Below are 24579 nucleotides of genomic sequence, written 5' to 3'. Positions count from 1 at the left end.
TCCTTATCCGTTCTTCAACAGGTCGCGTCCGATGATCAACTGCTGGACCTCGCTGGCGCCTTCGTAGATGCGCAGCGCGCGGATCTCGCGGTACAGCGATTCGACGATCTCGCCGCGTCGCACGCCGCGGCCGCCGTGCAGCTGCACCGCCGCGTCGATGACGCGCTGCGCGCCCTCGGTCGCCATCAGCTTGGCCATCGCGGCCTCGCGGGTGATGGTGCGGCCCTGATCGCGCTCCCAGGCCGCGCGGTAGACCAGCAGCGCGCTGCTGTCGACGGTGCAGGCCATGTCGGCCAGCTTGGCCTGCGTCAGCGGCAGGTCGGCCAGGGTCGCACCGAACATCGCGCGCTCCTTGGCCTGTGTCAGGCCCTCGTCGAGGGCCCGCCGCGCGAAGCCCAGCGCCGCCGCCGCCACCGAGGTGCGGAACACGTCCAGCGTGCGCATCGCCACCTTGAAGCCCTCGCCCGGCGCGCCGATCATCGCGGCCTTGGGGACGCGGCAATTCGTGAAGCGCAGGGTCGCCAGCGGATGCGGCGCGATCACGTCGATGCGCTCGGCGATCTCGAAGCCCGGCGTCCCCGCGTCCACGATGAACGCGCTGATGCCGCGCGATCCGGGTGCCTCGCCGGTCCGCGCGAAGACCACGTAGAAATCGGCGATCCCCCCGTTGGAGATCCAGGTCTTCTGACCGTCGAGCACGAAGTACTCGCCGTCCCGCCGCGCCGCGCATTGCATCGCCGCGACGTCCGAGCCGGCCTCGGGCTCCGACAACGCGAAGGCGGCCAGCGCCTCGCCGCGGGCCACGCGCGGCAGATAGGCCTCGCGCTGCGCCGGCGTGCCCATCAGCGAGATCGCCCCCGATCCCAGCCCCTGCATCGCGAAGGCGAAGTCGGCCAGCCCATCATGACGGGCCAGGGTCTCGCGCAGCAGGCAGATGGCGCGGGTGTCGATGACCTCGCCCTCGCCCGCCACCGCGTGCGTCAGCCAGCCGCCCTGCCCCAGCGCCTTCACCAGCGCCTTGCAACTCGCGTCCACGTCCTCGTGATCGACCGCGCCATGCGCCAGATGCGTCGCGCACCAGGCGTCGAGCTCGGCCGCGAGCGCGCGATGCTTGTCCTCGAAGAAGGGCCAGTCCAGGTGTTTCAGATGATTCATGGCCGTCCTCAATCGCCCTTGAATTCAGGCCGCTGCTTCGCGACGAAGGCGTGATACGCACGGTGGAAGTCCTGCGTCATCATGCAGATCGCTTGAGCTTGCGCCTCGGCCTCGATGGCCTCGTCCACGCCCATGGTCCATTCCTGATGCAGCATCCGCTTGGTCATCGCATGCGCGAAGTTGGGGCCGGCGGCGATCTCCGCGGCCCAGGCCACGGCTTGCGATGCCAGCGCATCGGGCTCGGCGATGCGGTTGAGGAAGCCCCATTGATGCGCTTCCTCGCCGCCCAGGCTGCGGCCGGTGTAGAGCAGGTCCGACGCGCGGCCCTGGCCCACGATGCGCGGCAGCAGCGCGCAGGCGCCCATGTCGCAGCCGGCCAGGCCGACGCGGGTGAACAGGAAGGCCGTCTTGCTGCGGGCGGTGCCCACGCGCAGGTCGGAGGCCATGGCCATGATCGCGCCGGCGCCTGCGCAGACGCCGTCGATCGCGGCCACCACCGGCTGCGGGCAGGCCCGCATCGCCTTGACCAGATCGCCGGTCATGCGGGTGAAGGCCAGCAGGTCCGGCATGGACATTTGCGTCAGCGGGCCGATGATCTCGTGCACGTCGCCGCCGGAGCAGAAGTTGCCGCCCGCGCCCTGGACCACGATCGCGTTCACCTCGTCCACATAGGCCAGCGTGCGGAACAGGTCGCGCAGCTCGGCGTAGGACTCGAAGGTCAGCGGGTTCTTGCGCTCGGGGCGATTCAGCGTGATCACGCCGACCGCGCCCTCCTGGCGCCAGCTGAAGTGCGTCGGCACGAAGCCCGCCAGGCTGCGCCGGTTGCCGGTGATGAGATGGCTGTCCATCGATGATGGCTCCTTGATGCCGTGTTCGGTTTGTTCGGTTTACTTGCGGGTGGCGTCCAGCGCCGCCAGATGGCCCTTCAGCCCGGCGAGCAGCCCCATCACCTGCGTCATGTCCTCGGGCGACCAACCGCCCAGCAGCTCGACGATCCAGCGCTCGTGCGTCGCCGCCATGCGCTTGAACTGGCGCCGACCGGTCGGGGTGAGCCGCACCGTCACGCTGCGCCGATCGGAGGGATGGGGCTCGCGCACGACCAGCCCCTCCGACTCCAGCTGATCGGTGATGCCGGTGACGTTGCCGCCGGTGACCATCAGCCGCTGCGACAGCTCGCGCATGGTGAGCCCCTCGGGGCTTCGCTCCAGTTGTGCCAGCAAGTCGAAGCGCGGCAGCGTGGTGCCGAACTCGTTGCGCAGGCGCTGGCGGATCTGATCCTCGACCCGCGTGGTGCAGGCCAGCAACCGCAGCCAGACGCGCAGCGCCTGGTGGTCGCCGTCCTGCGCGCGGGACTCCAGGTCCAGTGCCAGCCCGGCACTGTCGTCGACGACGTCGCTGCCGTCGCCGGGCTCGTCGGCATCGCGGCCATCGCGCGCGGCGTGCTTGCCGATCGCATCGTTCGGGCGCATCACATCACCTCCCCGCCAGCCACGGCGATCGCCTGCCCCGTGATGGACGCGCTGTCACGTCGCGCCAGCCAGGCCACCGTGGCGGCCACTTCCGCCGGGTCGACCAAACGCCCCTGCGGATTCACGGCGGCCAGCTCGGCCCGCGCCGCCTCGGCCGTGCGGCCGGTCTTGGCGACGATGGTGTCGATGGCGCCGGCCACGATGTCGGTTTCGGTGTAGCCGGGACAGACCGCGTTGACGGTCACGCCCTTGCGCGCCGTCTCCAGCGCGAGCGCCCGCGTCAGGCCCAGCACGCCGTGCTTGGCCGCGCAGTAGGCCGCCACGTAGGCATAGCCCTTGAGCGCCGCGGTGCTCGCCACGTTGACGATGCGACCGAAGCGGCGCTCGGTCATCGCAGGCAGCACCTCACGACTGCACAGGAAGCTGCCGGTCAGGTTGACGTTGAGCAGCCGCTGCCAGGTCTCCAGCGAGGTCTTGCCCAGCGGCGCGGTCTCGACCTGTCCCGCGTTGTTGATCAGCAGGTCGACCGGTCCGGCCGCCTGCCCCGCCGCCGCGAAGGCGGCGCGCACGCTGGCCTCGTCGCCGACGTCGCAGACCTGCAGCTCGACCGACGGACCGCCGTCGACGTTCAACCGGTCGCGCTGCGCCTTCAGCTTGTCGATGCGGCGGCCCATCAGCGTGACGCGCGCGCCGTCGGCGATCAACGCCTGCGCGATCGCCGCGCCGATGCCGGAACCGCCGCCGGTCACCACCGCGTGCAGGCCCTCGAGCGGGTACTTGTCGCTCATGTCGATTCCTTGCTCCGCCACCTCACACGCCGAGCGCGCGGTTGGCCTGTTCCTGCGCGGCGGCGCCGCCGCTCGTCGCGCGCTGGCGCTCGAACTCACGCTCCATCTGGCTCTTGCCGGACTGGTACTGCTTGGGCCAATCCAGGCCGGGACCGGAGAGATAGCCGATGCGCGCGGCCTCGGTCAGCGTCCAGGCCGGATTCGCCAGATGCGGCCGCGCCACCGCGCACAGGTCCGCGCGGCCGGCCGCGATGATGCTGTTCACGTGGTCCGCCTCGGAGATCGCGCCCACCGCGATCGTCGCAATGCCCGCGCGATTGCGTACGCTCTCGCTGAACGGCGTCTGCCACATGCGGCCGTAGACCGGCTTCTCGCGCTTGCTGACCTGGCCCGAGGACACGTCGATCAGATCGGCGCCCGCGGCCTTGAAGGCTTCCGCCATCGCGACCGCGTCCTCGGTCGTCGTGCCGCCCGGCACCCAGTCGCTGGCGGAGATCCGCACCGACATCGGCTTGTCCTGCGGCCACACGGCGCGCATCGCCCGGAAGACCTCCAGCGGATAGCGCAGCCGGTTCTCCAGCGTGCCGCCGTACGCGTCGCCGCGCTGATTGGTCAGCGGCGACAGGAAGCTCGACAACAGATAGCCGTGGGCGCAGTGCAGCTCCAGCCAATCGAAGCCGGCCTCGGCGGCGCGGCGGGTGGCGTCGACGAAGTCCTCGCGCACGCGGTCCATGTCCTCGCGCGTCATCGCGCGGGACCATTGGCTCACGCCGTCCAGGTACTGCTGCGGCGAGGCCGAGATCAGCGGCCAGTTGCCCGACTCCAGTGGCTGGTCGATACCGTCCCAGGCCACGCGGGTCGAGCCCTTCGCGCCCGCATGGCCCAGCTGCAGCGCGATCTTGGCCGTCGAGATCGCATGCACGTGATCGACGATGCGCCGCCAGCCGTCGCGCTGCGCGTCGTTCCAGATGCCCGGGCATCCCGGCGTGATGCGCGCATCGGGCGACACGCAGGTCATCTCCACGAAGACCAGCCCCGCCCCGCCCATCGCGCGGGCGCCCAAGTGGGTCAGGTGGTAGTCCGCCGGCTGGCCGTCGACGCAGGAGTACTGCGCCATCGGCGAGACCACGACGCGGTTCTTCAGCGTCGTGCCGCGCAGCGAGAACGGCGTGAACATCGGCGGCGCGGCGCGGTCCAGGCCGGCGCGCTTCGCGAGCCAGGCCTCGTAGGCGCCGACATAGCCGGCATCGCGCAGCCGCAGATTCTCATGCGAGATGCGCTGCGAGCGCGTCAGCAGCGAGTAGGCGAACTGCTCCGGCGCCAGACGCGCATGGCGCTCGACGTTCTCGAACCATTCGGTGGAGTTGCGCGCCGCGTTCTGGATGCGCAGGACTTCGATCGATCGCGTGGCTTCGTACTCCTCCAGCGCGGCGGCCAGGCTGTCGACGCCGCCGCCGTGGCGGGCGATGTCCTTGGCCAGCGCGATCGCGTCCTCCAGCGCCAGCTTGGTGCCGGACCCGATCGAGAAATGCGCCGTGTGGGCCGCGTCGCCCATCAGCACCACCGGCGCGCGGCCGTTGTGATGCACCCAGCGCTTGCAGACCACGCGCGGGAAGCGGATCCACTGCGCCGAGCCGCGCAGATGCGCCGCGTTGGAGATCAGCGGATGGCCGTCCAGCACTTTGGCGAAGAGCTTCTCGCAGAAGGCGATGCCGTCCTCCTTGCTCATGTCCTCCAGGCCGGCGGCCTTCCAGACGCGCTCGGGCGCCTCGACGATGAAAGTCGAATGCGTCTCGTCGAAGCGGTAGGCATGCGCCTGGAACCAGCCCCACTCGGTCTTCTGGAAGTCGAAGGTGAAGGCGTCGAAGAGCTTGGTCGTGCCCAGCCAGACGAAGCGGCAGTCGCGCAGGTCGATGTCGGGCTGATAGGTCGCCGTGTACTTCTGACGCAGCCGGCTGTTGAGGCCGTCGGCGGCAATGATCAGGTCGGCGTCGATGTCGGCGTCGTCACCGACATCGGTCTCGTAGCGGATCTCGACGCCCAGCTCGACGCAGCGCTCGCGCAGGATGTCCAGCAGCCGACGTCGGCCGATGCCGCAGAAGCCGTGACCGCCCGAGACCATGGTGCGCCCGTCGATGTGGACGGCGATGTCGTCCCAGTGGTTGAAGGCTTGCAGGATCGCGTCGGCGGTCTTCGGGTCGGCCTCGCGCAGCGCGGCCAGCGTCTGGTCCGAGAAGACCACGCCCCAGCCGAAGGTATCGCCGGCGCGATTGCGCTCCAGCACCGCGACCTGGTGCGAGGGATCCTGCCGCTTCATCAGCAGCGCGAAATACAGGCCGGCGGGACCGCCGCCGATGCAGGTGATGCGCATGGTGCTGGGCTCGCCTCTCGGCAAAGCGTTGACTGCTTGACGAAGCCACTTTAGGCATTGATATTTGAGGTGTCAACTAAATCGGCATCAGATTCAACACCTCGCACAGCACCACGTCCGACGACCCTTCGCGATAACCCTCAGACCGTCGCGGCGCGCGTGCGGACGGCTTGCGCATTCGATGGCGGCTTGTTGGAATTAACCGACACCACGACCCGCGGCCCCACGCTAAGGTGCGCGCCGCCGTGCCGAGTGCCGGCAGGAGCAGCCCATGAAGTCAACGTCCTCAAGCCCACCGCGCGCGCTGTGGGACATCTCGCCGGTGGTCGCGCCGGACGCGCCGATCTTTCCCGGCGACGAGCCCTATGCGCTGAAGTGGACCGCCCGCCTCGCGCCGGACTGTCCGGTCAACCTGAGCGCGATCACCATGTCGCCGCATGTCGGCGCGCATGCCGACGCGCCGCTGCATTACGCCGACGGCGTGGCCAGCGCGGCGGAAGTGGATCTCGACGCCTACCTCGGCCCCTGCCGCGTGATCCATGCGATCGGCTGCGGGCCGCTGATCCGCATCGAGCATCTGGAACATGCCGCCGAGGCCCTGCCACCCCGCGTGCTGGTGCGCTGCAACGAGCGCGCCGACACGGTCTGGAATCCCGAGTTCAGCGCCTATGCGCCGGAGACCGTCGAGTGGCTGGCCGCGCGCGGCGTGAAGCTCATTGGCCTGGACACGCCCAGCGTGGATCCGGCCACCAGCAAGACGCTGGACAGCCATCAGCAGCTGCTGCGCCTGAACCTGCGCGTGCTGGAGAACCTCGTCCTGGACGAGGTGCCCGAAGGCGACTACGAGCTGATCGCGCTGCCGCTCAAGCTGGCCGGCGCCTGCGCGTCGCCGGTGCGGGCGGTGCTGCGCGCGCTCTGATGTCCTCCTCCGCCTGTCCGCCATTTTTTTCGCCCTGTCTGGAACACCCATGACGACACGACAAGACTGCCTGGCCCGGGACGCCGCCGATCCGCTGGCGCCGCTCAAGGACCTGTTCTCGCTGCCCGCGGGCACGCTCTATCTGGACGGCAACTCGCTGGGCGCGATGCCCAAGGCGACCGCGGCCCGCGTGCAGCAGGTCATCGCCGACGAATGGGGCCGCGACCTGATCAAGAGCTGGAACACCGCCGGCTGGATCGATCTGCCCACCCGCATCGGCGACAAGATCGGCCGCCTGATCGGCGCCGCGCCGGGCGAGACCATCGTCGCGGACTCGACCTCGCTCAACCTGTTCAAGGTGCTGAGCGCGGCACTGCGCATCGTCAAGACCGACGACCCATCAGGCCGCCGCACGCGCATCGTGTCCGAGCGCAGCAACTTCCCCACCGACCTCTACATCGCCGAGAGCCTGGCCGAGCAGCACGGCATGACCCTGCATCTGGTCGATCACGTCGACGAGATCCCGGCGCTGCTGGACGAGCAGCTCGCCGTGCTGATGCTGACCGAGGTCAACTACCGCACCGGCCGCAAGCACGACATGAAGGCCGTCACCGCCGCGGCGCACGCGGCCGGCGCGCTGACGGTCTGGGACCTGGCGCATTCGGCCGGCGCGATCCCTGTCGATCTGAACGGCGCGAACGCGGACTTCGCCATCGGCTGCGGCTACAAGTACCTGAACGGCGGCCCGGGCGCGCCGGCTTTCGTGTGGGCGCATCCGCGTCACGCGGACCGCTTCTGGCAACCGCTGTCGGGCTGGCTGGGCCATGCGGCGCCTTTCCAGTTCACGTCCAACTACGCGCCGGCGCCTGGCATCAAGCGCTACGTCTGCGGCACGCCGGCCATCCTGTCGATGGCGGCGCTGGAATGCGGCGTGGACACGATGCTGGCGGCCGAGCCCTTCGGCGGCATGGCCGCGCTGCGCGAGAAGTCGCTGGCGCTGACCGAGTGCTTCGCCCGTCTGGCCGAGGAACGCTGCGGTGAACTGGGCGTCTACGTGGTCTCGCCACGCGAGCCCGCGCTGCGCGGCAGCCAGGTCTGCCTGGCGCTGAAGGCGCCGCTGGAGGACGCGAGCTACGCGGTCGTGCAGGCGCTGATCGAGCGCGGCGTGATCGGCGACTACCGTGCCGGCGATCCGGCGCGGCTGGCCCAGGTGCCGCACATCCTGCGCTTCGGCTTCACGCCGCTGTATGTCGGCTTCGCCGACGCGTGGGACGCGGTCGAGCATCTGCATCAGGTGCTGGTAACCGGCGAATGGCGCGAAGCGCGCTTCAACAAGAAGGCGGCCGTGACATGAGTTGCCCGATGGGACATGGCGACCGACCCGTCGCCGACAAGGATGCGCCGGCGATCACCGGTGGCGAGGCCATCGTCCGCGAGGAAGGCGCGCAACTCGATTTCTCCAAGGACATGAGCTACGGGGACTACCTGCACCTGGACAAGGTGCTGAGCGCGCAGCACCCGCTCTCGCCCGACCACAACGAGATGCTTTTCATCGTCCAGCACCAGACCTCGGAGCTGTGGATGAAGCTGATGCTGCACGAGCTGCAGGGCGCCGTCGGCAACGTCGCGCAGGATCGTCTACCCGAGGCCTTCAAGAAGTTGGCGCGGGTCTCGCGCATCATGGAGCAGCTGGTCCACGCCTGGGACGTGCTGGGCACGATGACGCCGCCGGAGTACTCGGCCATCCGCCCCTATCTGTCCAACAGCAGCGGCTTCCAGAGCGCGCAGTATCGGCGCATCGAGTTCATGCTCGGCAACAAGAACGCCGCCATGCTCAAGCCGCACGCGCATCGCCCCGACCTGCTGGCCGAGGTGCAGTCCGCATTCGAAGCGCCCTCGCTCTACGACGAGGTGCTGCGCCTGATGCAGCGCCGCGGCATCGCGGTGCCGGCCTCGCACCTGACGCGCGACTGGACCCGGCCCTATGCGGCCGACGAGGGCGTCAAGAACGCCTGGCTGCAGGTCTACCGCGAGCCGCAAGCCCATTGGGACCTGTACCAGATGGGCGAGGAACTGGTCGATCTGGAGGACGCGTTCCGGCTCTGGCGCTTCCGCCATGTGACGACGGTGGAACGCGTCATCGGCTTCAAGCGCGGCACCGGCGGCACCGGCGGCGTCAGCTATCTGCGCAAGATGCTGGACGTGGTGCTCTTCCCCGAGCTCTGGGCGTTGCGCACCGAGCTCTGAGGCCGCCCCCCCCCCCCGCACCGCCCGGTCACCATCGGGCCTTCGCGAGCCAAGAAGCGCACGCCCTCGCCGCCGGAAGCCCTTCAGGCCGGAAGTCATGGGGGCGTCACTTCTACAATTCGCGGCTTCCGCGCGCGCAGCCGATCCGGCCGCTCCGCGCCTTGCCCGCCAACCCGCCGAGGCTCACCCCATGGACACTCGTCTCTCCCAGATCAAGCTGCGCATCGCCAAGCTGCGCGACGCGCTGCGCAACGCCGGCGCCCACGCCATCCTGGTGCCCTCGGCCGACCCGCATCTGTCCGAATACCTGCCCGGCCGCTGGCAGGCGCGCGAGGTGCTGTCGGGCTTCACCGGCTCCATGGCCACGCTGGTGGTGACGCTGGACGATGCCCGCCTCTTCGCCGACAGCCGCTACTGGACGCAAGCCGAGCGCGAGCTCGAAGGCAGCGGCATCACGCTGTTCAAGATCCCCACCGGCGCGGCCACGCACCACATCGGCTGGATCGCGGAGCAGCTGCAGCCCGGCCAGACCCTGGCCGTCGACGGCCAGGTGCTGGGTCTGGCGCTGGCGCAGCAGTTGCGCGCGGCGCTGGGCGCCAAGGGCATCCGCATCGACACCGGCCTGGACCTGATCGATCAGGCCTGGGACGAGCGCCCCGGCCTGCCCGACGCCCCCATCTACGAGCACGCCGCCCCGCAGGCGACGGTGTCGCGGGCCGACAAGCTCGCCCAGGTGCGCGAGGCCATGGGCAAGCACGGCGCGACGCATCACCTGATCTCCAGCGTCGACGACGTGGCCTGGCTGCTGAATCTGCGCGGCTCGGACGTCAGCTACAACCCGGTCTTCGTCGGCCATCTGCTGCTGTCGCTGGACGGCGCGACGCTGTTCGTGCAAGCCGGCAAGATCGACGCGGCGCTGACGCAGCGGCTGGCCGCCGACGGCGTCTCGCTGGCCGCGTACGACCAGGCGCGCACCGCCCTGGGCGCGCTGCCGGCCGACGCCCGCGTGCTGATCGATCCGCGCCGCGTGACGCTGGGCCTGCGCGAGGCGCTGCCCGCGACGGCCGCCGTCATCGAGGCCATCAACCCGAGCACGCTGCTCAAGAGCCGCAAGAACGCCGCCGAGGCGGCGTTCGTCCGCGACGCAATGGCGCAGGACGGCGCCGCGATGTGCGCGTTCTACGCCTGGTTCGAGGCGGCGCTGGCGCGCGGCGAGGCCATCTCCGAACTGACCGTCGACGAGCGCCTGAGCGCCGAGCGCGCCAAGCGTCCGGGCTTCGTGGGCCTGTCCTTCCCGACCATCGCCGGCTTCAACGGCAACGGCGCGATGCCGCATTACCGCGCGACCGCCGAGTCCTTCGCGCAGATCCAGGGCGACGGCCTGCTGCTGATCGACTCGGGCGCGCAGTACCTGGGCGGCACCACCGACATCACCCGCGTCTGGCCGATCGGCACCCTCACCGACGACCATCGCCGCGATTACACGCTGGTGCTCAAGGGCACGATCGCGCTGTCGCGGGCGGTCTTCCCGCGCGGCACGCTGAGCCCGATGCTGGACGCGCTGGCGCGCGCGCCGCTGTGGGCCCACGGCCTGGACTACGGCCACGGCACGGGACACGGCGTCGGCTACTTCATGAACGTGCATGAAGGTCCGCAGAGCATCTCCAAGGCCGTGCCCGACGCCAACATGGCGATGGAGCCCGGCATGATCACCTCCATCGAGCCCGGCCTGTACCGGCCCGGCCAGTGGGGCGTGCGGATCGAAAACCTGGTGCTGAACGTCGAGCGCGACACGCCCGAACGCGGCCAGTTCGGCGCGATGCTGGCCTTCGAGACGCTGACGCTGTGCCCCATCGACACGCGCAGCATCGCGGTGGCGCTGCTGTCGGACGAGGAGCTGGCCTGGCTCAACGACTACCACGCCGAGGTGCGCCGCCGCCTGGCGCCGCTGGTCGACGGCGACGCGCTGGCCTGGCTGAACACGCGCACCGAGGCGCTGTCGCGCTGAGCGACATCCCGGCACCGCCACGATCCTGATGCCGCCTTCTTGCGGTCCGGTATCGGGACGGTGTCCGAGGCCCGATCCGGATCTGAAATCGGCCCGCTCCGTGAGCGATCCGACGAACGCCCGGAAAGCGTGGCCGAAGCGCTTTTCTTTACGCCCCGTCTCCCTGGAAGGCCGCAGCACCGCGGCCTAAAGTTGTCTTCAGGCGATATGCCTGATGCACGCCAGAGGAGGCGATCATGGACATCAAGCTCTGGCAAGTCCTGCAGGGATGGCGCGGACATTCGCGCGCCGGTCCCCCGGGCCATGAGGAACCGGCGCTGCACCACTTCTCCGACGGCGCGCTGCACACCGCGCTGATGGCGGCGGTGATCCTGGTGGCGGTGCTGGCCGTCGTGCAGGCGCTGCGCGTGGGCACGCTGATGTGGCAGCTCGAACCGGTCGTGGTCCAGGGCAAGTCGCAGCAGGTCCCGCTGCCCGCCGCGCCGCAGCCGCTGGAGGCCGCACAGCCCCGCCGCTGAGCACGCTCACATCTGCCGGAACAGGTGCAGATAGCTGCGGCTGACCGGCAGGACCTCCGGCCTGGCCTTCAGGTGCAGGTCGGCGGTCTCGTTCGGGCCGCGCGTGACGTGGCTGATCGCATGCAGGTTCACCACCACCGAGCGATGCACCTGCACGAAGCGCTGCGCGTCGAGCCGCTCGATCAGCTCGCGGATCGGGGTGCGGATCAGCGCCTCGCCGTCCGCGGTGACCACCAGCGTGTATTTCTCGTCCGAGCGCAGGAACAGGATCTCGTCGACCGGGATCAGCTTGAGCGTCGAGCCCACCGAGGCGCGTATCCATTGCAGCGGCCCCGTGTCCGAGGCCAGCCCCGTCGATGAGGACGGCGACGCGCTGGCCGGCATGCCCGGCGCGCCCGGGAAGCCCGGCAGTCCCGACGCGCCAGGAGGGCGTGCCATGCGGCGCGCCAGCTCGTCGATGACCGCCTCCAGCGCCAGTCGCTGGCTGTCCTTGGGCGCGGCGGCGGCGCGCTCGGCGAGCCGCTCCTTCAGCCGTCCGACGGTGTCGGCCAGCCGCTCTTCCTCCACCGGCTTCACGAGGTAGTCGATGGCGCCGCGCTCGAAGGCCTGGAGCGCATATTCCTCATAGGCGGTGACGAAGACCACATGCGCCTGCCGCGCGATCTGGCGCGCCGCCTCCAGCCCGTTCAGGCCCGGCATGTGGACGTCGAGGAAGACGATCTGCGGCCGATGAACCTCGAAGAGCTCGACCGCCTCGCGGCCGTTGCGGGCTTGGGCGACGACCTGCAGCTCCGGCCAGCTCTGCGCGAGGCTGCGGGCCAGGCTGTCGCGCAGCAGCGGCTCGTCGTCGGCGATGAGCGCGGTCGGGGCGGAGGCAGAGAAGGCAGGGGTCATCGCGCGGAGGGATCGGGTCGTGTGAACGTCGGGGGCGCCGGTGGCGTCTGGCGTGTCATTGCGGCGTGAAACGCAGCTCGGCGCGCAGACCGTGCGGGTGATTCTCGGTGAGCTCCAGCGCCGCGCTCAGGCCGTAGAACAGCGTGAGCCGCTCGCGCAGATTGCGCAGGCCGGTGCCGGAGCCCATGCTCTGGGTCATGCCGACGCCGGTGTCGCTGACCCACAGCCGGACCCGGCCGCCGGGCTCCAGCGCGCCGCCGACCTCGATGCGGCCGCCCTCCTCGCCCGGATCGATGCCGTGGCGCACCGCGTTCTCGACCAGCGTCAGCAGCGCCATCGGCGGAAAGCGCACGATGTCCAGCTCCGGCGGCAGATCGACGCTGTATTCCAGCCGGTCCGGCATGCGCAGGTGCATCAGTTCCAGATAGGCGCGCACCAGCGCGGCCTCGTCGGCCAGCCGCGTGCTCTCGCCCTGCAGCCGCGGCATGGCGGCGCGCAGATAGGCGATCAGGCTGCGCAGCACCGGCGCCGCCTGCGGCGAGCCGGTCTCCACCAGCGCCCGCACATTGGCCAGCGTGTTGAACAGGAAATGCGGCTCGACCTGCGCCTGCAGCAGCCGCAGCCGGGCATCCAGCGCCTGGCGCTCGAGCTCGCTGCGCTCCAGCTCGAAGCTCAGCGCCTGATTGCGGGCCTCGGTATCGCGCTGCCGATACAGCGCACCCATCGCCAGCAGCGGCCCCACGACCAGGCCGGCTCCGGCGATCCAGAAGAAGCCCATCACGCGGGCTTCGGACTCGACCAGGCTGGCGAAGTCCCCGCCCACCGCGACCAGATAGACCGCCAGCGTCGCCACCGGCACGGCCGCGGCGACCACCACGACCTGGAACAGCCAGCGCGCCCACCAGCGCGGCAGTCGGCGCGGCCATTGGCCGGCGGCCGAGAAGGCCAGCAGCGCCAGCATGCCGACGAAGAGCGTGCGGCCCAGCAGGACCGGGAAGGGAGTGATGAAGATGGGGGCGAGCACCAGCGCGGCCACGGTGGCCATCGCCAGCGCGAGCAGCACGCGCTGCGGCGTCAGGGACGAGACGAAGCCATGCCAGGCTTGCGGCGCCGGCGTGCCGGCGGGGACGGGGGTCGACATGCCCGCACGATAGCGGTCGCGCCGCCGCCGTCCAAGCGGGCGCTGGGCCTGAGGCGACGAAGCACGGAATGGGCCCCTTGAGCGACGGGGAACGGGCGCCTCGGCCCGAGGGCGCGCTCAGGCATACATGCCGATGCGGCACATCACCGCTTCCTTGCCTGCGTTGAGGGCGAAGCGCAGCGCCTCGGCCGGGGTCGCCCAGCCGTAGCCGCCGGCCAGGTTCTCGTCGCGGAAGGCCTCGCGCTTGTTCATCGACAAGGACGCGTCCATCCGGACCACCACCACCGCCGCCACGTAGCCGAACTGGCGCGGACGCTCGATGGCGCCGGCGTAGATGCGGTAGTCCCCGGTATCGATTTCGGCGAAATGCATGGATGACTCCTGTGGACCTCGGCGTGCGAGGAAGCCCCTTTGCGGGGGCGGCGGAGTCGAACTGTGCGCGGCGATGACAACGATGGGTAGCCGACCAAGGGGGGCCCTCCAATGGGGGTCCGGGCATCCCCTGCCCTCCCATGGGGGAGGTTTGGGCGCAGGGCGGTCTCAGCTGCGGGTGTTGGCGATGCTGGTGTACTCGCGCAACTCGGCCTCGACGACGCGGCGGGGGGGCGTCTCGGCCGCTCGGGCGCCCAGCTCGGGGTGGACGATGTCGTAGGCGCGGCGCTCGGCGGGCGAGACGACGCCGTTCTGGTCCGAGTCGGCCTTGGCGTAGATCAGATTGGGAACCAGCGTGAGCGGCTGCTCGGTCGTCGTGGTGGACGCGGCGGCGGCCACCGGGCCTTCGGTGGTGGAGGCGTTGGTCATGGTGCTCGCAGGGGCGACGCCGCCGGCCGTGGTCGTCGCCGCTGAATTGCTCGCGGCGGCCAGGCTGACGGCTTGCGCGGACACGCTCACCACGGCGGACGCCTCGGCGGTGTCCAGGCCGTCGTTTTCACGCACGCGCGTCGTCTGCCCGGTGGTCGCACCGGGACCGTTCACTGTCGTTGTGTTGTTCAGGGCAGCAATCATGGCGAGCCTCCCACGAGGTTTCCGCGGATTCCGGCCAGCGGATACCGGGCCCGGGCAATGGCCGGACCAGAAGCCTTTCGGGGCATGTCTGTCTTTTCGACCCGAATCCTTGAGACTTTAGGGCGACTTGAGCGGCTCCCGCACTTTCTTGATCGGGATAAACCCTAGGTTTGAAGCCGCCGGCACCGCGACGGTGCGGCAATCGACCGCTCGCGCCGGCCAGAAGCCACGCCGGAGAAACCCCTTCCGCCTTCGGTTAAATTCGAGCGATGGGTCTCCGCTCCTTCGCCACCGCACACATTCCGGGCCTGACAGGGCTGACCGGCCCCAAGGCCGTGCCCGACACCGCCGCCGAGGCCTCGTCCTTCGACGCGCTCGTCAGCCGGCTGCATTACCTGCCCAAGGCCGACGTCAAGCGCATCCGCGAAGCCTACAAGTTTGCCGACGAGGCCCATCTGGGCCAGTTCCGCGCCAGCGGCGAACCCTACATCACCCACCCCATCGCCGTGGCCGGCCTGTGCGCCGACTGGCGCCTGGACGCGCAGGCCATCATGGCCGCGCTGATGCACGACGCGATGGAGGATTGCGGCGTCACCAAGACCGAGCTGATCGAGCGCTTCGAGGCGCCGACCGCGGAGCTGGTGGACGGGCTGACCAAGCTGGACAAGCTGCAGTTCTCGACCCGGGAGGAATCGCAGGCGGAGAGTTTCCGCAAGATGCTGCTGGCGATGGCGCGCGACGTGCGCGTCATCCTCATCAAGCTGGCGGACCGGCTGCACAACATGCGCACGATGCAGCACATGGCCTTCGACAAGCGCCGCCGCATCGCCCGCGAGACCCTGGACATCTACGCCCCGATCGCGCACCGCCTCGGCCTGAACGAGATCTATCGCGAGCTGCAGGAGCTCTCGTTCCAGTACATCCATCCCTGGCGCCACGGCGCGCTGGCCAAGGCGGTGACCAAGGCACGCGGCCATCGGCGCGATCTGGTCTCGCGTATCGAGCGCGACGTGCAGAAGGCCTTCGCCGAGGCCAACCTGCGCGTGGAGATCCAGGGCCGCGAGAAGACACTGTTCAGCATCTACAAGAAGATGCGCGAGAAGCACCTGAGCTTCGCCCAAGTCAGCGACATCTTCGGCTTCCGGGTGATCGTGCAGGATCTGCCGCAGTGCTATTGGTCGCTGGGCGTGCTGCACCAGATCTACAAGCCGCAGCCGGGCCGCTTCAAGGACTACATCGCGATTCCCAAGCCCAATGGCTACCAGTCGCTGCACACGACGCTGGTCAGCCCGCTGGGCACGCCGGTGGAGTTCCAGATGCGGACCGAGGCTATGCACATGGTCGCGGAGAAGGGCGTGGCGGCGCACTGGCTCTACAAGAGCAAGAGCGACGCCAAGGGCGCGCAGCAACTGGGCTCGCGCTGGCTGCAGTCCCTGCTGGACATCCAGGATGAGACCCGCGATGCGACGGAGTTCCTGGAGCACGTCAAGATCGACCTGTTCCCGGACGCGGTCTACGTGTTCACACCGAAGTCCAAGATCATGGCGCTGCCCAAGGGCGCGACGCCGGTGGACTTCGCCTACGCGATCCACTCGGACGTGGGCGACCATTGCGTGGCGGCCAAGGTCAACGGCGAGCCCGTCCCGCTGCGCACCGAGCTGCGCAGCGGCGATGTGATCGAGATCGTCACCGCCGCCGGCGCGCGGCCCAATCCGGCCTGGCTGAGCTTCGTGCGCACCGGCCGGGCGCGCTCCAAGATCCGGCACTTCCTGAAGAACCTGGAGCAGGAGGAATCGCAGGAGCTCGGCCACAAGATGCTGGCTCAGGCGCTGCGCGCCGAGGGTCTGGCGCTTCCCAGCCTGAGCGAGGACGACGCCGCCGCCGCCGCGCTGTGGCAGGACCTGGCCCGCTGGGCAGGCAATCGCAATGTCGACGAGTTGCTGGTGGAGATCGGCCTGGGCCGCAAGATCGCCAGCATCGTCGCCAAGAAGCTGGCGCGCACGCTGTCCGAGCAAGGCCAGCGGCCCGACGCGGTGCTGCTGACGATGGGCCGGTTCGCGACCGACGACGCCCCGTCCCAGGGTCAGGTCTTGCTGGACGGCAGCGAAGGCGCCTCGGTGCGGCTGGCCACCTGCTGCCGGCCGATTCCGGGCGACGACATCAAGGGCTATCTGGGCCGCGGCGAGGGCCTGGTGGTCCACACGGCGGAATGCTCGGTGGGCCGGCGGCTGTTCCAGCGCGACAGCGAGCATTGGATCGCGGTCGGCTGGGCCGAGGAGCTGACCCGCAGCTTCGAGGCCGAGATCAACGTGCTGATGCGCAACGGCAAGGGCGTGCTGGCGCAGATCGCGATGGCGGTCAGCAGCGCCGAGGCGGACATCACCCACATCGCGATGAGCGACGACTCGCAGCAGCGCGAGACGGCCGAAATGTCGCTGCTGCTGGCGGTGCGCGATCGCCTGCATCTGGCGGACACGCTGCGCACGCTCAAGCGCTCGAGCGCGGTGATGCGGGTCTGGCGGGTGAAGCCCTGAACCCCCCCGGCCCTGCGCGGTCGGTGCCGTGGCGACCGGCCCTCAGGCGGTCGGCTTCGGGTAGGACACCTCGAGAACTTCGATGAGCTCGACGCCGACCGGCGTCACGAGCTGCAGCTCATCCCCCTCCCGCGCCTTGAGCAGCGTGCGCGCGATCGGCGACACCCAGCTCACCTCGCCCGACAGGCTGTCGGACTCGTCGATGCCCTTGATGGTGATGGTGCGCTCCTCCCCCTTGCCGTTGGCGTAGGTCACGGTGGCGCCGAAGAAGATCTGGTCGCTGCCGTGATGGGCGCTGGGGTCGACGACCTCGGCGATGTCCAGGCGCTTGGTCAGGAAGCGCAGGCGGCGGTCGATCTCACGCAGCCGCTTCTTCCCGTAGAGGTAGTCGCCGTTCTCGGACCGGTCGCCGTTCTTGGCGGCCCAGGAGACGATCTCGACGATCTTGGGGCGTTCGTCGTCGAGCAGGGTCATGAACTCGGCGCGTAGCCGGGCGTAACCCTGCGGCGTCATGTAGTTGCGCGAACCCTTGGGCAATGCGGGCAGCGAGGGGCTGTCGTCGTCGTCATCGCCGGCGGCGTCGGATTCTTTCGTGAAGGCCTTGCTCATCCGGGCATTGTGACGAAAACGACAAGGGCCGGCGCCTTTCGGTGCCGGCCCTCGGACTGGGGAACCCTTTCAGCGTGGTTGCTTGGGGTCGCTCAGCTTGAGGAAGAGATCCTCATAGTCGGTACCCGTCTTGTAGTTCTCGAAGCCCATCTTGTAGCCCTCGCCATCCTTCGTGACCTTGGCCATGTCCCGACCACTCGTGTTCATCGTCGTACCGGCCTGCTGCCACTCGCCATAGGCATTGATTCGGAACTCGAGCTTGGAGCCCGGATCGGCTTTGACGGTGACGCTCTTGCCGTGCAGTGTGTTCGCAGTCCCCAGGTCGGTCCAGCTGCCACCCGCGCTCCGATACTGGATCTGGTAGTCCTCGGATTTCGAAGGGTAATGTGGTGCCAGCGTGTCGATCTGGAGCTGACCGCTCTGGCCGACGATGTAACCGCCCTTGTCAGCATTCCAAGCCCCCTCGCGCGGCGCATTGATGATTGGCGCGGGAGCGGGCAGAGGAGCCGGGACCGCGGCCGGAGCGGGCACAGGCAAAGGAGTCGGAGCCGGCGCCGGCGCCGGGCAGCAAGCAGCTCCGTTCTGGATGGGCGGCGTCACGCTGTGGCCGCAGTGCCGATGCGCACCGTCGCCGCGCCACTGGGGCCAGCCCCAGCCACAGCCCAATCCGGCTGCGCCAAGCCGCATGAGCGCGCCGGCCAGCCACCAAGGCAATCCCATCTGCCCCATACCGCCGCCAGAACTGCCCCAGGACGCGCCTTGGGTGGCGTCGAATCCGTTCGTCATGAAGAAGGAGAACGGAGCCCACGGGTGGAAGTCCGATCGATAGCAATACATGTGTTGATTCCTCTGAAGAAGTCCGTATTCGGGGATGCGAACGCAGCGATAAAGGGGCGAGGCGCCCGGCTGCAAGTTCGCACGCGGTGGCAAGTGCGGCGCTCGCATCCGCTGGTTCATCCAGCGGCACCGACCGTTCGCATGGGGAGGATCACCCTGTGATGCAGTCGACACGGCGCGCGCTATCGTGGTCCGATCGCGCTCTGAGCGCGCCTCCACAAGGGACGAGGGCATGGACGCAGACAGGGAGACCCGCCACGGCGGACCGCTGGCCGGATTGCGAATCGTCGAGTTCGCCGGCATCGGCCCGGCGCCCTTCGCGGGGATGGTGCTGTCCGACTTCGGCGCCGAGGTCACCGTGGTCGAGCGCCCCGGCGGCGAGACACGGCTCGGCGGGGGATCGGCGCTCAACCGGGGCAAGTACGTCGTCGAGGCGGACCTCAAGTCGCCGGCCGGACTGGCGCGGATCAGCGAACTCGTCGCCGGCGCCGATGCGCTGATCGAGGGCTTCCGCCCTGGCGTGATGGAGCGCCTGGGGCTGGGACCCGACACGTTGTGCGCGGCGCATCCAAAATTGGTCTACGCGCGGCTCACCGGCTGGGGCCAGACCGGCCCGCTCGCCCGAACCGCCGGCCACGACATCAACTACGTCGCCCTCACCGGCCTGATGCCCGCCGCGGCCCGCACCGGCGTCGGCCCTGCGCTGCCCGCGACCTTGCTGGGCGACATCGGCGGCGGCGCGCTCACGATGCTCTTCGGATTGATGTGCGCGCTGTGGGAATCACGCCGCTCCGGCCGCGGTCAGGTCATCGACGCGGCCATCATCGACGGCGTCGGCTACATGGGATCGCTGATCCAGGCGCTGCGCGCTGACGGGCTCTGGACGGACGATCCCGCGCGCAACTTCTTTCTGCACCAGTCGCCCTATTACGACTGCTTCGAGTGCGCGGACGGGCGCTGGCTCTCGCTGGGCGCGATCGAACCCCAATTCCATGCGGAGCTCATGGCGCGGCTGGGCATCACGCCCGTCCCACCGCAGGACGATCCGGCGCAGTGGCCTGCGCTGCGGGCAGTGGTCGAAACTCGCATTCGCGAGCGCCCGTTGGCCGAGTGGGTCGCCGTCTTCGAGGGCAGCGACGCCTGCGTGGCGCCGGTGCTGACACCGGCCGAGGCGCCGCACCATCCGCAGCACCAGGCGCGGCGCAACTTCTTCATGCGGGACGGCGTTGCCTGGGCGATGCCGGCGCCGAAGCTGTCGCGCACGCCCGCGTCACCGGCTGGCCCTCCCGCCCTTCCCAGCGCTGCCGCGAGCGATATTCGCCCCAAGTGATTGGATACTGATTTGACGGCCTCGCCGGATACCCTGCTCTCGAGGATTCAAGGATCATCGGGCGAAGGAGAATCCCGCCGCTTCAAAGAGGTTTCAAAGGGGGCTTCAAAGCATGAGGCGCAAAGAAAAAGGCCAGTGTCGTTAAACACTGGCCTTTGATTTGGTGCGGCTGGCAGGATTCGAACCCACGACCCCTTGGTTCGTAGCCAAGTACTCTATCCAACTGAGCTACAGCCGCAAAATTATTATGATCAGTCCATCGTCGCGGAAGAAAAAGGCCAGCGTCTTTCAACACTGGCCTTTATTTGGTGCGGCTGGCAGGATTCGAACCCACGACCCCTTGGTTCGTAGCCAAGTACTCTATCCAACTGAGCTACAGCCGCGCGACTTTTACTGATCAGAGCCACCGTCGTGGAAATGGACTCTGCTTTTTGTTCTTACTTCTTCTTTTTCCGCTGAATATCTCTTGACCTGTCGGTGTCGGAAATATCCATCGTTTTTCTGGCGCGGCTGGCAGGATTCGAACCCACGACCCCTTGGTTCGTAGCCAAGTACTCTATCCAACTGAGCTACAGCCGCTGAAAGACTGCGACTATAGCACGCGTTTTTCAGAGTACGCAAGAGTCTCGCGAGATTCTCTTCAAAAATCCTTCAGCCGAGAGTTGCCGCGGCTTCGAAGCAGCGGCCGCGGCGCTCCATGTCGCCGTCCTGCTCGGCCAGCTCGGCCAATCGCAGCCAGCTGCGGCGGCGCGACGCCACACCCAGCGCCCGGTCTTCGGCCGCCTGCTCCAGCATCAGCCGCGCCTTGCCCCAGAGTTGGCGTTCCGCCAGCGCGTGGCCCAGCGCATAAGCCATGGTGCCGTCGCGCGGGAAGCGCTGGACCGCACCCTCCAGCCGCTGCAGCCATTCCGGGCCCAGGCCCGGCATGCAGGGGACCAGCGCCTCGGCCAGCGCCTGGCGCTCGTCGGCGCCCTGCTCCGCGATCGATTCCCAGAACGGTCGCAGCCAGCCGCGGCCGTCCTCCGGCGCGCCCAGCGCGGCCGCGCAATGGGCCGCCCGCGCCGCCACGAATACGTCGCGGCGATCGGACGCATCCAGCTGTTGCCAGGCGCCGCGCAGTTGGTCGATGTCGCGCGACGACTCCAGCGCCTCGCAGGCCAGCGATCGAAGCAGCCCCTGGGCCGCCGCCTTCGAGAAGCCTTGATGCTTGGCCAGCAGCCGCGCGGTGCGCAGCGCCTCCAGCGGCTGATGCGCCAGCCGGCTGGCCTGCAGCTTCAGACGCAGCGATTGGGTGCGGCGCGCCACGCCGGGGCTGAGCTCGCCCAGCAGGCCCAGCGCCCGCGGCGCATCGCGCTCGTCGAGCGCCCATTCGGCGGCGAGCAGCCGAGCGCCCTCTTCCTGAGCCCGCGCGCCCGGCGATTCCGCCGCCACTTGCAGCGCCTGCCGCAGGTGCTCGTCGCGATTGCGCCGGTCCTGCAATCGATGGGCGCTCTGCGCGGCGACCAGATGCGCCAGCGCCATGAACGCGCCGTCCTGCGCCAGATCGGGCGTCTGCGACTGGATAGCCAGCGCGCGTTGCGCCGCCTTCTGCGCGCGGCTGTAGCGCGCGCCGAAGTACTCGGCCCAGGCTTCACGCAGCGCGATCTGGGCGCTGCGCTCGCGCTGCGCCATGCGCCACAGACGCGCCCGCTTGGGCAGCGTCAGCAGCGCGTCCAGCGTCTGCATCAGCGTCATCAGCGCGAAGCAGCCCGCCACCAGCAGCAGCAGGAAGAGATTGAGCGACAGGTCCATGCGCCAGCCGCGCCAGTAGAAGCTGGCGAGACCGTCGTTGTTGCCCAGGGTCAGCGCCGCGACGACCGCCGCGACGAACAGCAGCACCAGCCAGATCACCATCCGCATGGCGATCCCCTCAGCGTGCGACCGCGTTCAGCGCGGTCAGCGTGTCTTCGGGACGCGGCACGACCACCTGTCGCGACTGGCCTTGCACCTGGCGCAGCAGCTCGACCGTGGTCGACAGCTTGCGCGAGCGCCCGTCAAAGTAGCGGTCCAGCATCGCCTGCGCCTCGCGCAGGTCCACCTGCGCGGTGTCGAACTGGCGGCTCAGCAGCGCCAGACGCGCGTTCAGCAAGCGCAGCTTGAGGTTCTCGCGCAGGAAGAAGGCCTGCTCGGGCGCCATCAGCGCGGCTTCGGGGTGATCGATGCGGGTCACGCGCAGCAGGCCGCGGGCCTCGCGCCAGACCTCGCCCGACAGCGTGGTCCAGCGCTCGCCGGCCTGGTCCCAGACACGCGACCACCAGCCCGCGTCTGCGTCGCCTCCCGCGACACCCGAAGCGCCGGCGCCCGCGCTCACGCCGGACGCCTTGCGCGCGTGCGCCGCCGCACGAGGCGTCGACGCGGCGCCGGCTTCCGCCCGGTTCGGTTGAGAGGTCACCGGATCGCGGCCCGGTTGGGCGACGGCGAGCAGCGGCAGATCGTCGATCTGGCGCACGACCTCGTCGAGCTTGACCGTCAGCGTCGACACGTCAACCACGCTGACTGCCTTGACCCGTTCCAGGTCGCGCGACACCGCGCGGCGCACGCCGTCCAGCCGCGGCTGCTTGTAGCGGCCGAGCCGGTCTTCAGCCTGATGCAGCGCGGCCACCAGCGGCTCGGCGCTGCCGGTGATCACGCCCTGCTGCATCGCCACGCGCAGCGAGGCCTCGATGTCGCCGACGACGTTCTCGTCCCGCGACCGGCTCACCGACTGCATCAGCGATTCGAGCTGATCGCGCTGCACCGAGACCTCGGCCAGACGCGCGTCCAGCAGCGCGACCTTGGCCGCGGTGTCGCGGCTCAGGTCCTGCGCGATGCGGGCCTGCTCGCGCGCCAGGTTGGCTTCGGTCTGGCTGGTGTCCTGGCGCCGGACCAGTTCCTGTTCGACCTGCTTGAGCCGTTGCTGGCTCTGCCAGGCCAGGCCCAGGCCCAGCAGGGCCACCAGACCGACGACGAACACGCCGGCCTGGGTCAGCGTGGCGCCCGGGCGCGGCGGCGACGGGGGCGGAGAGGATTTGTTGGGCGACGCAGCGTCGCCGACTGGGGTGGTGGTCTCGCTCACGTGCGCGATTCTAGGGTGGACCCTGACAGCATCCGGAACGCGTCGGCGACGGCGGCGGCCTCGGGTCGCACCAAAACCACATGCCCCACTCCCAGGGCTTGTGCTCGCGCCGCGATCCGCTCATGCGTCGCCACGGCTCGCACCGCCCCCCAGTCGGGGGGCGAGGCGCCCCCGCGCGCCCCTTGTTCGAGCGCCTCCAGGTGGCCGATCGCCTCCGAACTGCTGAACAGCCACACGTGCGACGCGGGCTGGGCAAGCGCCTCGCGCAGCAGTAGGCGGGTCGTCGCATCCAGACGTGGGCAGGCACGCCGGTAGACGCTGACGGCGTCGACCCGCAGGCCGCACTCGCGCAGGCGATCGCCCAGCCACTCGCGGCCTCCGTCGCCCCGCACGAGCAGCGCCCGGCGCCCGGTCCAGGCGTCGCCCTCCCCGCCCCAGGCGCAGGCGAAGACCCGGCGCAGCTCCGGCCACAGGTGTTCCGAATCCAGGCTCTCCGAACCCGGCGGCGGCTGCACGATGCGCTCAGCTGGGACGCCCAGCGCCAGCAAGGCCTGCGCGCTGCCCGGACCAACGGTCGCGGCCCACGTTCGCGCGGGCCAGGACGCTGCGTGCGGACGCTGATCGAAGAAATGGCGGACCGCGTTGGGGCTGACGAACATCGCCAGATCGGTGGCGCCCAGCTCGGACCAGGCCTGGCGCGCCGGCAGCGGGTCGTCCGTGGCGGCGATGTCGATCAGCGGCAGCGAGACGGTCGCCACGCCCAGCGCCGCCATCCGTCGCGACCAGTCGTCGGCCTGGGCCTCGGGACGGGTCAGCAGCAGGCGGACGTCGTCCGGCATCAGACGTCCTTCAGGTAGTCGTCGGCGCCCTGCGCGCGCAGCGCGTCGGCGGCTTGGCGGCCAAGGGCCTCGGCAGCGTCGAGATCGACGATGGCGGCCTGCTCAGTCGCGCGCAGCAAGGCGCGCTCGGGGTGAATCGGGTGGCCCAGCGCGGCGGCCAGCACGAGCTGCCCGTCCGCCGTCCATTGCGCATGGGCGGCCAGCGGCATCGAGCAACTCCCGCCCAGCGCGCGCGACACCGCCCGCTCAGCGGCGGTCGCCAGCCAAGTAGGCCGATGCGCCAGCGCTTCCAGATGCGCAGCCAGCGCGGCGTTTCCAGCGCGGATCTCGATGCCCAACGCGCCTTGTCCGGCGCAGGGAATCATCGCGTCCACGTCGAAATACTGGCGGATGCGGTCTGCCAGATTCAGGCGCTTCAGGCCCGCGGCGGCGAGCACGATCGCGTCATGCTGACCCTCGTCGAGCTTGCGCAACCGCGTGTCCAGATTCCCCCGCAGCGGCTCCACGACCAGATCCGGGCGGCGGCTCTTGAGCTGCGTCACCCGGCGCAGGCTGGAAGTCCCGACGCGCGCGCCCCGCGGCAGCGCGTCCAGGCTCTCGTAGCGCGGCGACACCAGCGCATCGCGCGGGTCCTCGCGCTCCAGCACGGCGGCCAGCACGAAGCCTTCGGGCAGCTCCATCGGCACGTCCTTGAGCGAATGCACCGCGAGCTGCGCGCGGCCGTCTTCCAGCGCCGTCTCCAGCTCCTTGACGAACAGGCCCTTGCCGCCGACCTTGGACAGCGTCCGGTCCAGGATCTGGTCGCCGCGCGTGGTCATGCC

The 24579-nt window shown here is 69.6% G+C and carries 22 protein-coding genes and 3 tRNA genes; 7 read left to right on the top strand and 18 right to left on the bottom strand.

Annotated features, from left to right (window positions below; translation table 11 throughout):
* Positions 1–3: 3 nt before the first annotated feature.
* The 5 genes from ABDW59_RS06440 to ABDW59_RS06420 are packed head-to-tail and all read right to left on the bottom strand — an operon-like array spanning position 4 to position 5783.
* Entirely contained in the window at positions 4–1155 is a 1152-nt protein-coding gene (locus ABDW59_RS06440) for an acyl-CoA dehydrogenase family protein (RefSeq protein WP_343628715.1), read from the bottom strand.
* 8 nt (positions 1156–1163) lie between these two features.
* Complete coding sequence (locus tag ABDW59_RS06435) at positions 1164–2003, bottom strand: enoyl-CoA hydratase family protein (RefSeq protein WP_343628714.1); 840 nt, start codon at positions 2001–2003, stop codon at positions 1164–1166.
* Between the two features lie 39 nt (positions 2004–2042).
* On the bottom strand, positions 2043–2627 hold the full coding sequence (locus ABDW59_RS06430) for a MarR family transcriptional regulator (RefSeq protein ID WP_343628713.1): 585 nt from the start codon (positions 2625–2627) through the stop codon (positions 2043–2045).
* Positions 2624–3412 (bottom strand): SDR family NAD(P)-dependent oxidoreductase, encoded by a 789-nt coding sequence (locus ABDW59_RS06425; protein ID WP_343628712.1) that lies wholly within the window; start codon positions 3410–3412, stop codon positions 2624–2626. The genes ABDW59_RS06430 and ABDW59_RS06425 overlap by 4 nt, the downstream gene beginning before the upstream one ends.
* Positions 3413–3434: 22 nt before the next feature.
* Positions 3435–5783 (bottom strand): bifunctional salicylyl-CoA 5-hydroxylase/oxidoreductase, encoded by a 2349-nt coding sequence (locus ABDW59_RS06420; RefSeq protein ID WP_343628711.1) that lies wholly within the window; start codon positions 5781–5783, stop codon positions 3435–3437.
* Between the two features lie 271 nt (positions 5784–6054).
* Here ABDW59_RS06420 and kynB point away from each other — a divergent pair, with 271 nt between their 5' ends.
* The 5 genes from kynB (at position 6055) to ABDW59_RS06395 (ending at position 11475) form a co-directional block, all read left to right on the top strand.
* Positions 6055–6702, top strand: a complete 648-nt coding sequence (gene kynB, locus ABDW59_RS06415; protein WP_343628710.1) for an arylformamidase — start codon at positions 6055–6057, stop codon at positions 6700–6702.
* 49 nt (positions 6703–6751) lie between these two features.
* Positions 6752–8056 (top strand): kynureninase, encoded by a 1305-nt coding sequence (kynU, locus tag ABDW59_RS06410; protein WP_343628709.1) that lies wholly within the window; start codon positions 6752–6754, stop codon positions 8054–8056.
* Between the two features lie 8 nt (positions 8057–8064).
* Positions 8065–8949 (top strand): tryptophan 2,3-dioxygenase, encoded by an 885-nt coding sequence (gene kynA / locus ABDW59_RS06405; RefSeq protein WP_343628912.1) that lies wholly within the window; start codon positions 8065–8067, stop codon positions 8947–8949.
* 190 nt (positions 8950–9139) lie between these two features.
* Entirely contained in the window at positions 9140–10957 is a 1818-nt protein-coding gene (locus ABDW59_RS06400; protein WP_343628708.1) for an aminopeptidase P family protein, read from the top strand.
* Between the two features lie 236 nt (positions 10958–11193).
* Positions 11194–11475, top strand: a complete 282-nt coding sequence (locus tag ABDW59_RS06395; protein ID WP_343628707.1) for a hypothetical protein — start codon at positions 11194–11196, stop codon at positions 11473–11475.
* A 6-nt stretch (positions 11476–11481) separates the two neighbouring features.
* On the opposite strand, the gene ABDW59_RS06390 is transcribed toward ABDW59_RS06395, so the two are convergent.
* The 4 genes from ABDW59_RS06390 to ABDW59_RS06375 all read right to left on the bottom strand — a co-directional run bounded on the left by ABDW59_RS06390 (position 11482) and on the right by ABDW59_RS06375 (position 14515).
* Positions 11482–12369, bottom strand: a complete 888-nt coding sequence (locus ABDW59_RS06390) for a LytTR family DNA-binding domain-containing protein (RefSeq protein WP_343628706.1) — start codon at positions 12367–12369, stop codon at positions 11482–11484.
* Between the two features lie 55 nt (positions 12370–12424).
* Positions 12425–13510 (bottom strand): histidine kinase, encoded by a 1086-nt coding sequence (locus tag ABDW59_RS06385; protein ID WP_343628705.1) that lies wholly within the window; start codon positions 13508–13510, stop codon positions 12425–12427.
* Positions 13511–13627: 117 nt separating this feature from the next.
* Positions 13628–13882, bottom strand: coding sequence for a hypothetical protein (locus ABDW59_RS06380; protein ID WP_343628704.1), 255 nt, complete (start codon positions 13880–13882; stop codon positions 13628–13630).
* Positions 13883–14050: 168 nt separating this feature from the next.
* On the bottom strand, positions 14051–14515 hold the full coding sequence (locus ABDW59_RS06375; protein WP_343628703.1) for a hypothetical protein: 465 nt from the start codon (positions 14513–14515) through the stop codon (positions 14051–14053).
* Between the two features lie 269 nt (positions 14516–14784).
* Between ABDW59_RS06375 and ABDW59_RS06370 the strand changes: the two genes are divergently transcribed.
* The gene (locus tag ABDW59_RS06370; RefSeq protein ID WP_343628702.1) at positions 14785–17049 is read left to right on the top strand and encodes a bifunctional (p)ppGpp synthetase/guanosine-3',5'-bis(diphosphate) 3'-pyrophosphohydrolase; all 2265 of its coding nucleotides are present in this window, start codon (positions 14785–14787) and stop codon (positions 17047–17049) included.
* A 42-nt stretch (positions 17050–17091) separates the two neighbouring features.
* On the opposite strand, the gene greB is transcribed toward ABDW59_RS06370, so the two are convergent.
* Positions 17092–17658 (bottom strand): transcription elongation factor GreB, encoded by a 567-nt coding sequence (gene greB / locus ABDW59_RS06365; RefSeq protein ID WP_343628701.1) that lies wholly within the window; start codon positions 17656–17658, stop codon positions 17092–17094.
* A 69-nt stretch (positions 17659–17727) separates the two neighbouring features.
* Positions 17728–18495, bottom strand: a complete 768-nt coding sequence (locus ABDW59_RS06360; protein ID WP_343628699.1) for a hypothetical protein — start codon at positions 18493–18495, stop codon at positions 17728–17730.
* A gap of 232 nt (positions 18496–18727) precedes the next feature.
* Between ABDW59_RS06360 and ABDW59_RS06355 the strand changes: the two genes are divergently transcribed.
* A complete protein-coding gene (locus ABDW59_RS06355; protein WP_343628697.1) occupies positions 18728–19825 on the top strand; it encodes a CaiB/BaiF CoA-transferase family protein in 1098 nt (365 codons plus the stop codon).
* A gap of 161 nt (positions 19826–19986) precedes the next feature.
* Here ABDW59_RS06355 and ABDW59_RS06350 read toward each other — a convergent pair.
* The 7 genes from ABDW59_RS06350 to hemC all read right to left on the bottom strand — a co-directional run.
* Positions 19987–20063 (bottom strand) — tRNA-Arg (locus tag ABDW59_RS06350).
* 68 nt (positions 20064–20131) lie between these two features.
* A tRNA-Arg gene (locus ABDW59_RS06345) sits at positions 20132–20208 on the bottom strand.
* Positions 20209–20327: 119 nt separating this feature from the next.
* Positions 20328–20404 (bottom strand) — tRNA-Arg (locus tag ABDW59_RS06340).
* Positions 20405–20476: 72 nt separating this feature from the next.
* Positions 20477–21724, bottom strand: coding sequence for a heme biosynthesis HemY N-terminal domain-containing protein (locus ABDW59_RS06335; RefSeq protein WP_343628696.1), 1248 nt, complete (start codon positions 21722–21724; stop codon positions 20477–20479).
* Positions 21725–21734: 10 nt separating this feature from the next.
* Entirely contained in the window at positions 21735–22919 is a 1185-nt protein-coding gene (locus ABDW59_RS06330; protein WP_343628695.1) for a uroporphyrinogen-III C-methyltransferase, read from the bottom strand.
* Positions 22916–23758, bottom strand: a complete 843-nt coding sequence (locus ABDW59_RS06325; RefSeq protein WP_343628693.1) for a uroporphyrinogen-III synthase — start codon at positions 23756–23758, stop codon at positions 22916–22918. The genes ABDW59_RS06330 and ABDW59_RS06325 overlap by 4 nt, the downstream gene beginning before the upstream one ends.
* A partial coding sequence (gene hemC, locus ABDW59_RS06320; protein WP_343628691.1) for a hydroxymethylbilane synthase occupies positions 23758–24579 on the bottom strand: 822 nt, incomplete at its 5' end. The genes hemC and ABDW59_RS06325, both read right to left, overlap by 1 nt.

The sequence above is a fragment of the Roseateles sp. genome, assembly GCF_039595295.1.
Classification (GTDB): Bacteria; Pseudomonadota; Gammaproteobacteria; order Burkholderiales; family Burkholderiaceae_C; genus Roseateles.
Note: the sequence above shows the minus strand (reverse complement) of the source record. Positions and strands in the feature narration are given on the sequence as shown.

Excerpts from the sequence above, each read along its gene's own strand:
- ABDW59_RS06440 (WP_343628715.1), bottom strand. The coding sequence starts at position 1,155 with ATGAATCATCTGAAACACCTGGACTGGCCCTTCTTCGAGGACAAGCAT.
- ABDW59_RS06435 (WP_343628714.1), bottom strand. The coding sequence starts at position 2,003 with ATGGACAGCCATCTCATCACCGGCAACCGGCGCAGCCTGGCGGGCTTC.
- ABDW59_RS06425 (WP_343628712.1), bottom strand. The coding sequence starts at position 3,412 with ATGAGCGACAAGTACCCGCTCGAGGGCCTGCACGCGGTGGTGACCGGC.
- ABDW59_RS06420 (WP_343628711.1), bottom strand. The coding sequence starts at position 5,783 with ATGCGCATCACCTGCATCGGCGGCGGTCCCGCCGGCCTGTATTTCGCG.
- kynB (WP_343628710.1), top strand. The coding sequence starts at position 6,055 with ATGAAGTCAACGTCCTCAAGCCCACCGCGCGCGCTGTGGGACATCTCG.
- kynU (WP_343628709.1), top strand. The coding sequence starts at position 6,752 with ATGACGACACGACAAGACTGCCTGGCCCGGGACGCCGCCGATCCGCTG.
- kynA (WP_343628912.1), top strand. The coding sequence starts at position 8,065 with ATGGGACATGGCGACCGACCCGTCGCCGACAAGGATGCGCCGGCGATC.
- ABDW59_RS06400 (WP_343628708.1), top strand. The coding sequence starts at position 9,140 with ATGGACACTCGTCTCTCCCAGATCAAGCTGCGCATCGCCAAGCTGCGC.
- ABDW59_RS06395 (WP_343628707.1), top strand. The coding sequence starts at position 11,194 with ATGGACATCAAGCTCTGGCAAGTCCTGCAGGGATGGCGCGGACATTCG.
- ABDW59_RS06390 (WP_343628706.1), bottom strand. The coding sequence starts at position 12,369 with ATGACCCCTGCCTTCTCTGCCTCCGCCCCGACCGCGCTCATCGCCGAC.
- ABDW59_RS06385 (WP_343628705.1), bottom strand. The coding sequence starts at position 13,510 with ATGTCGACCCCCGTCCCCGCCGGCACGCCGGCGCCGCAAGCCTGGCAT.
- ABDW59_RS06380 (WP_343628704.1), bottom strand. The coding sequence starts at position 13,882 with ATGCATTTCGCCGAAATCGATACCGGGGACTACCGCATCTACGCCGGC.
- ABDW59_RS06375 (WP_343628703.1), bottom strand. The coding sequence starts at position 14,515 with ATGATTGCTGCCCTGAACAACACAACGACAGTGAACGGTCCCGGTGCG.
- ABDW59_RS06370 (WP_343628702.1), top strand. The coding sequence starts at position 14,785 with ATGGGTCTCCGCTCCTTCGCCACCGCACACATTCCGGGCCTGACAGGG.
- greB (WP_343628701.1), bottom strand. The coding sequence starts at position 17,658 with ATGAGCAAGGCCTTCACGAAAGAATCCGACGCCGCCGGCGATGACGAC.
- ABDW59_RS06360 (WP_343628699.1), bottom strand. The coding sequence starts at position 18,495 with ATGTATTGCTATCGATCGGACTTCCACCCGTGGGCTCCGTTCTCCTTC.
- ABDW59_RS06355 (WP_343628697.1), top strand. The coding sequence starts at position 18,728 with ATGGACGCAGACAGGGAGACCCGCCACGGCGGACCGCTGGCCGGATTG.
- ABDW59_RS06335 (WP_343628696.1), bottom strand. The coding sequence starts at position 21,724 with ATGCGGATGGTGATCTGGCTGGTGCTGCTGTTCGTCGCGGCGGTCGTC.
- ABDW59_RS06325 (WP_343628693.1), bottom strand. The coding sequence starts at position 23,758 with ATGCCGGACGACGTCCGCCTGCTGCTGACCCGTCCCGAGGCCCAGGCC.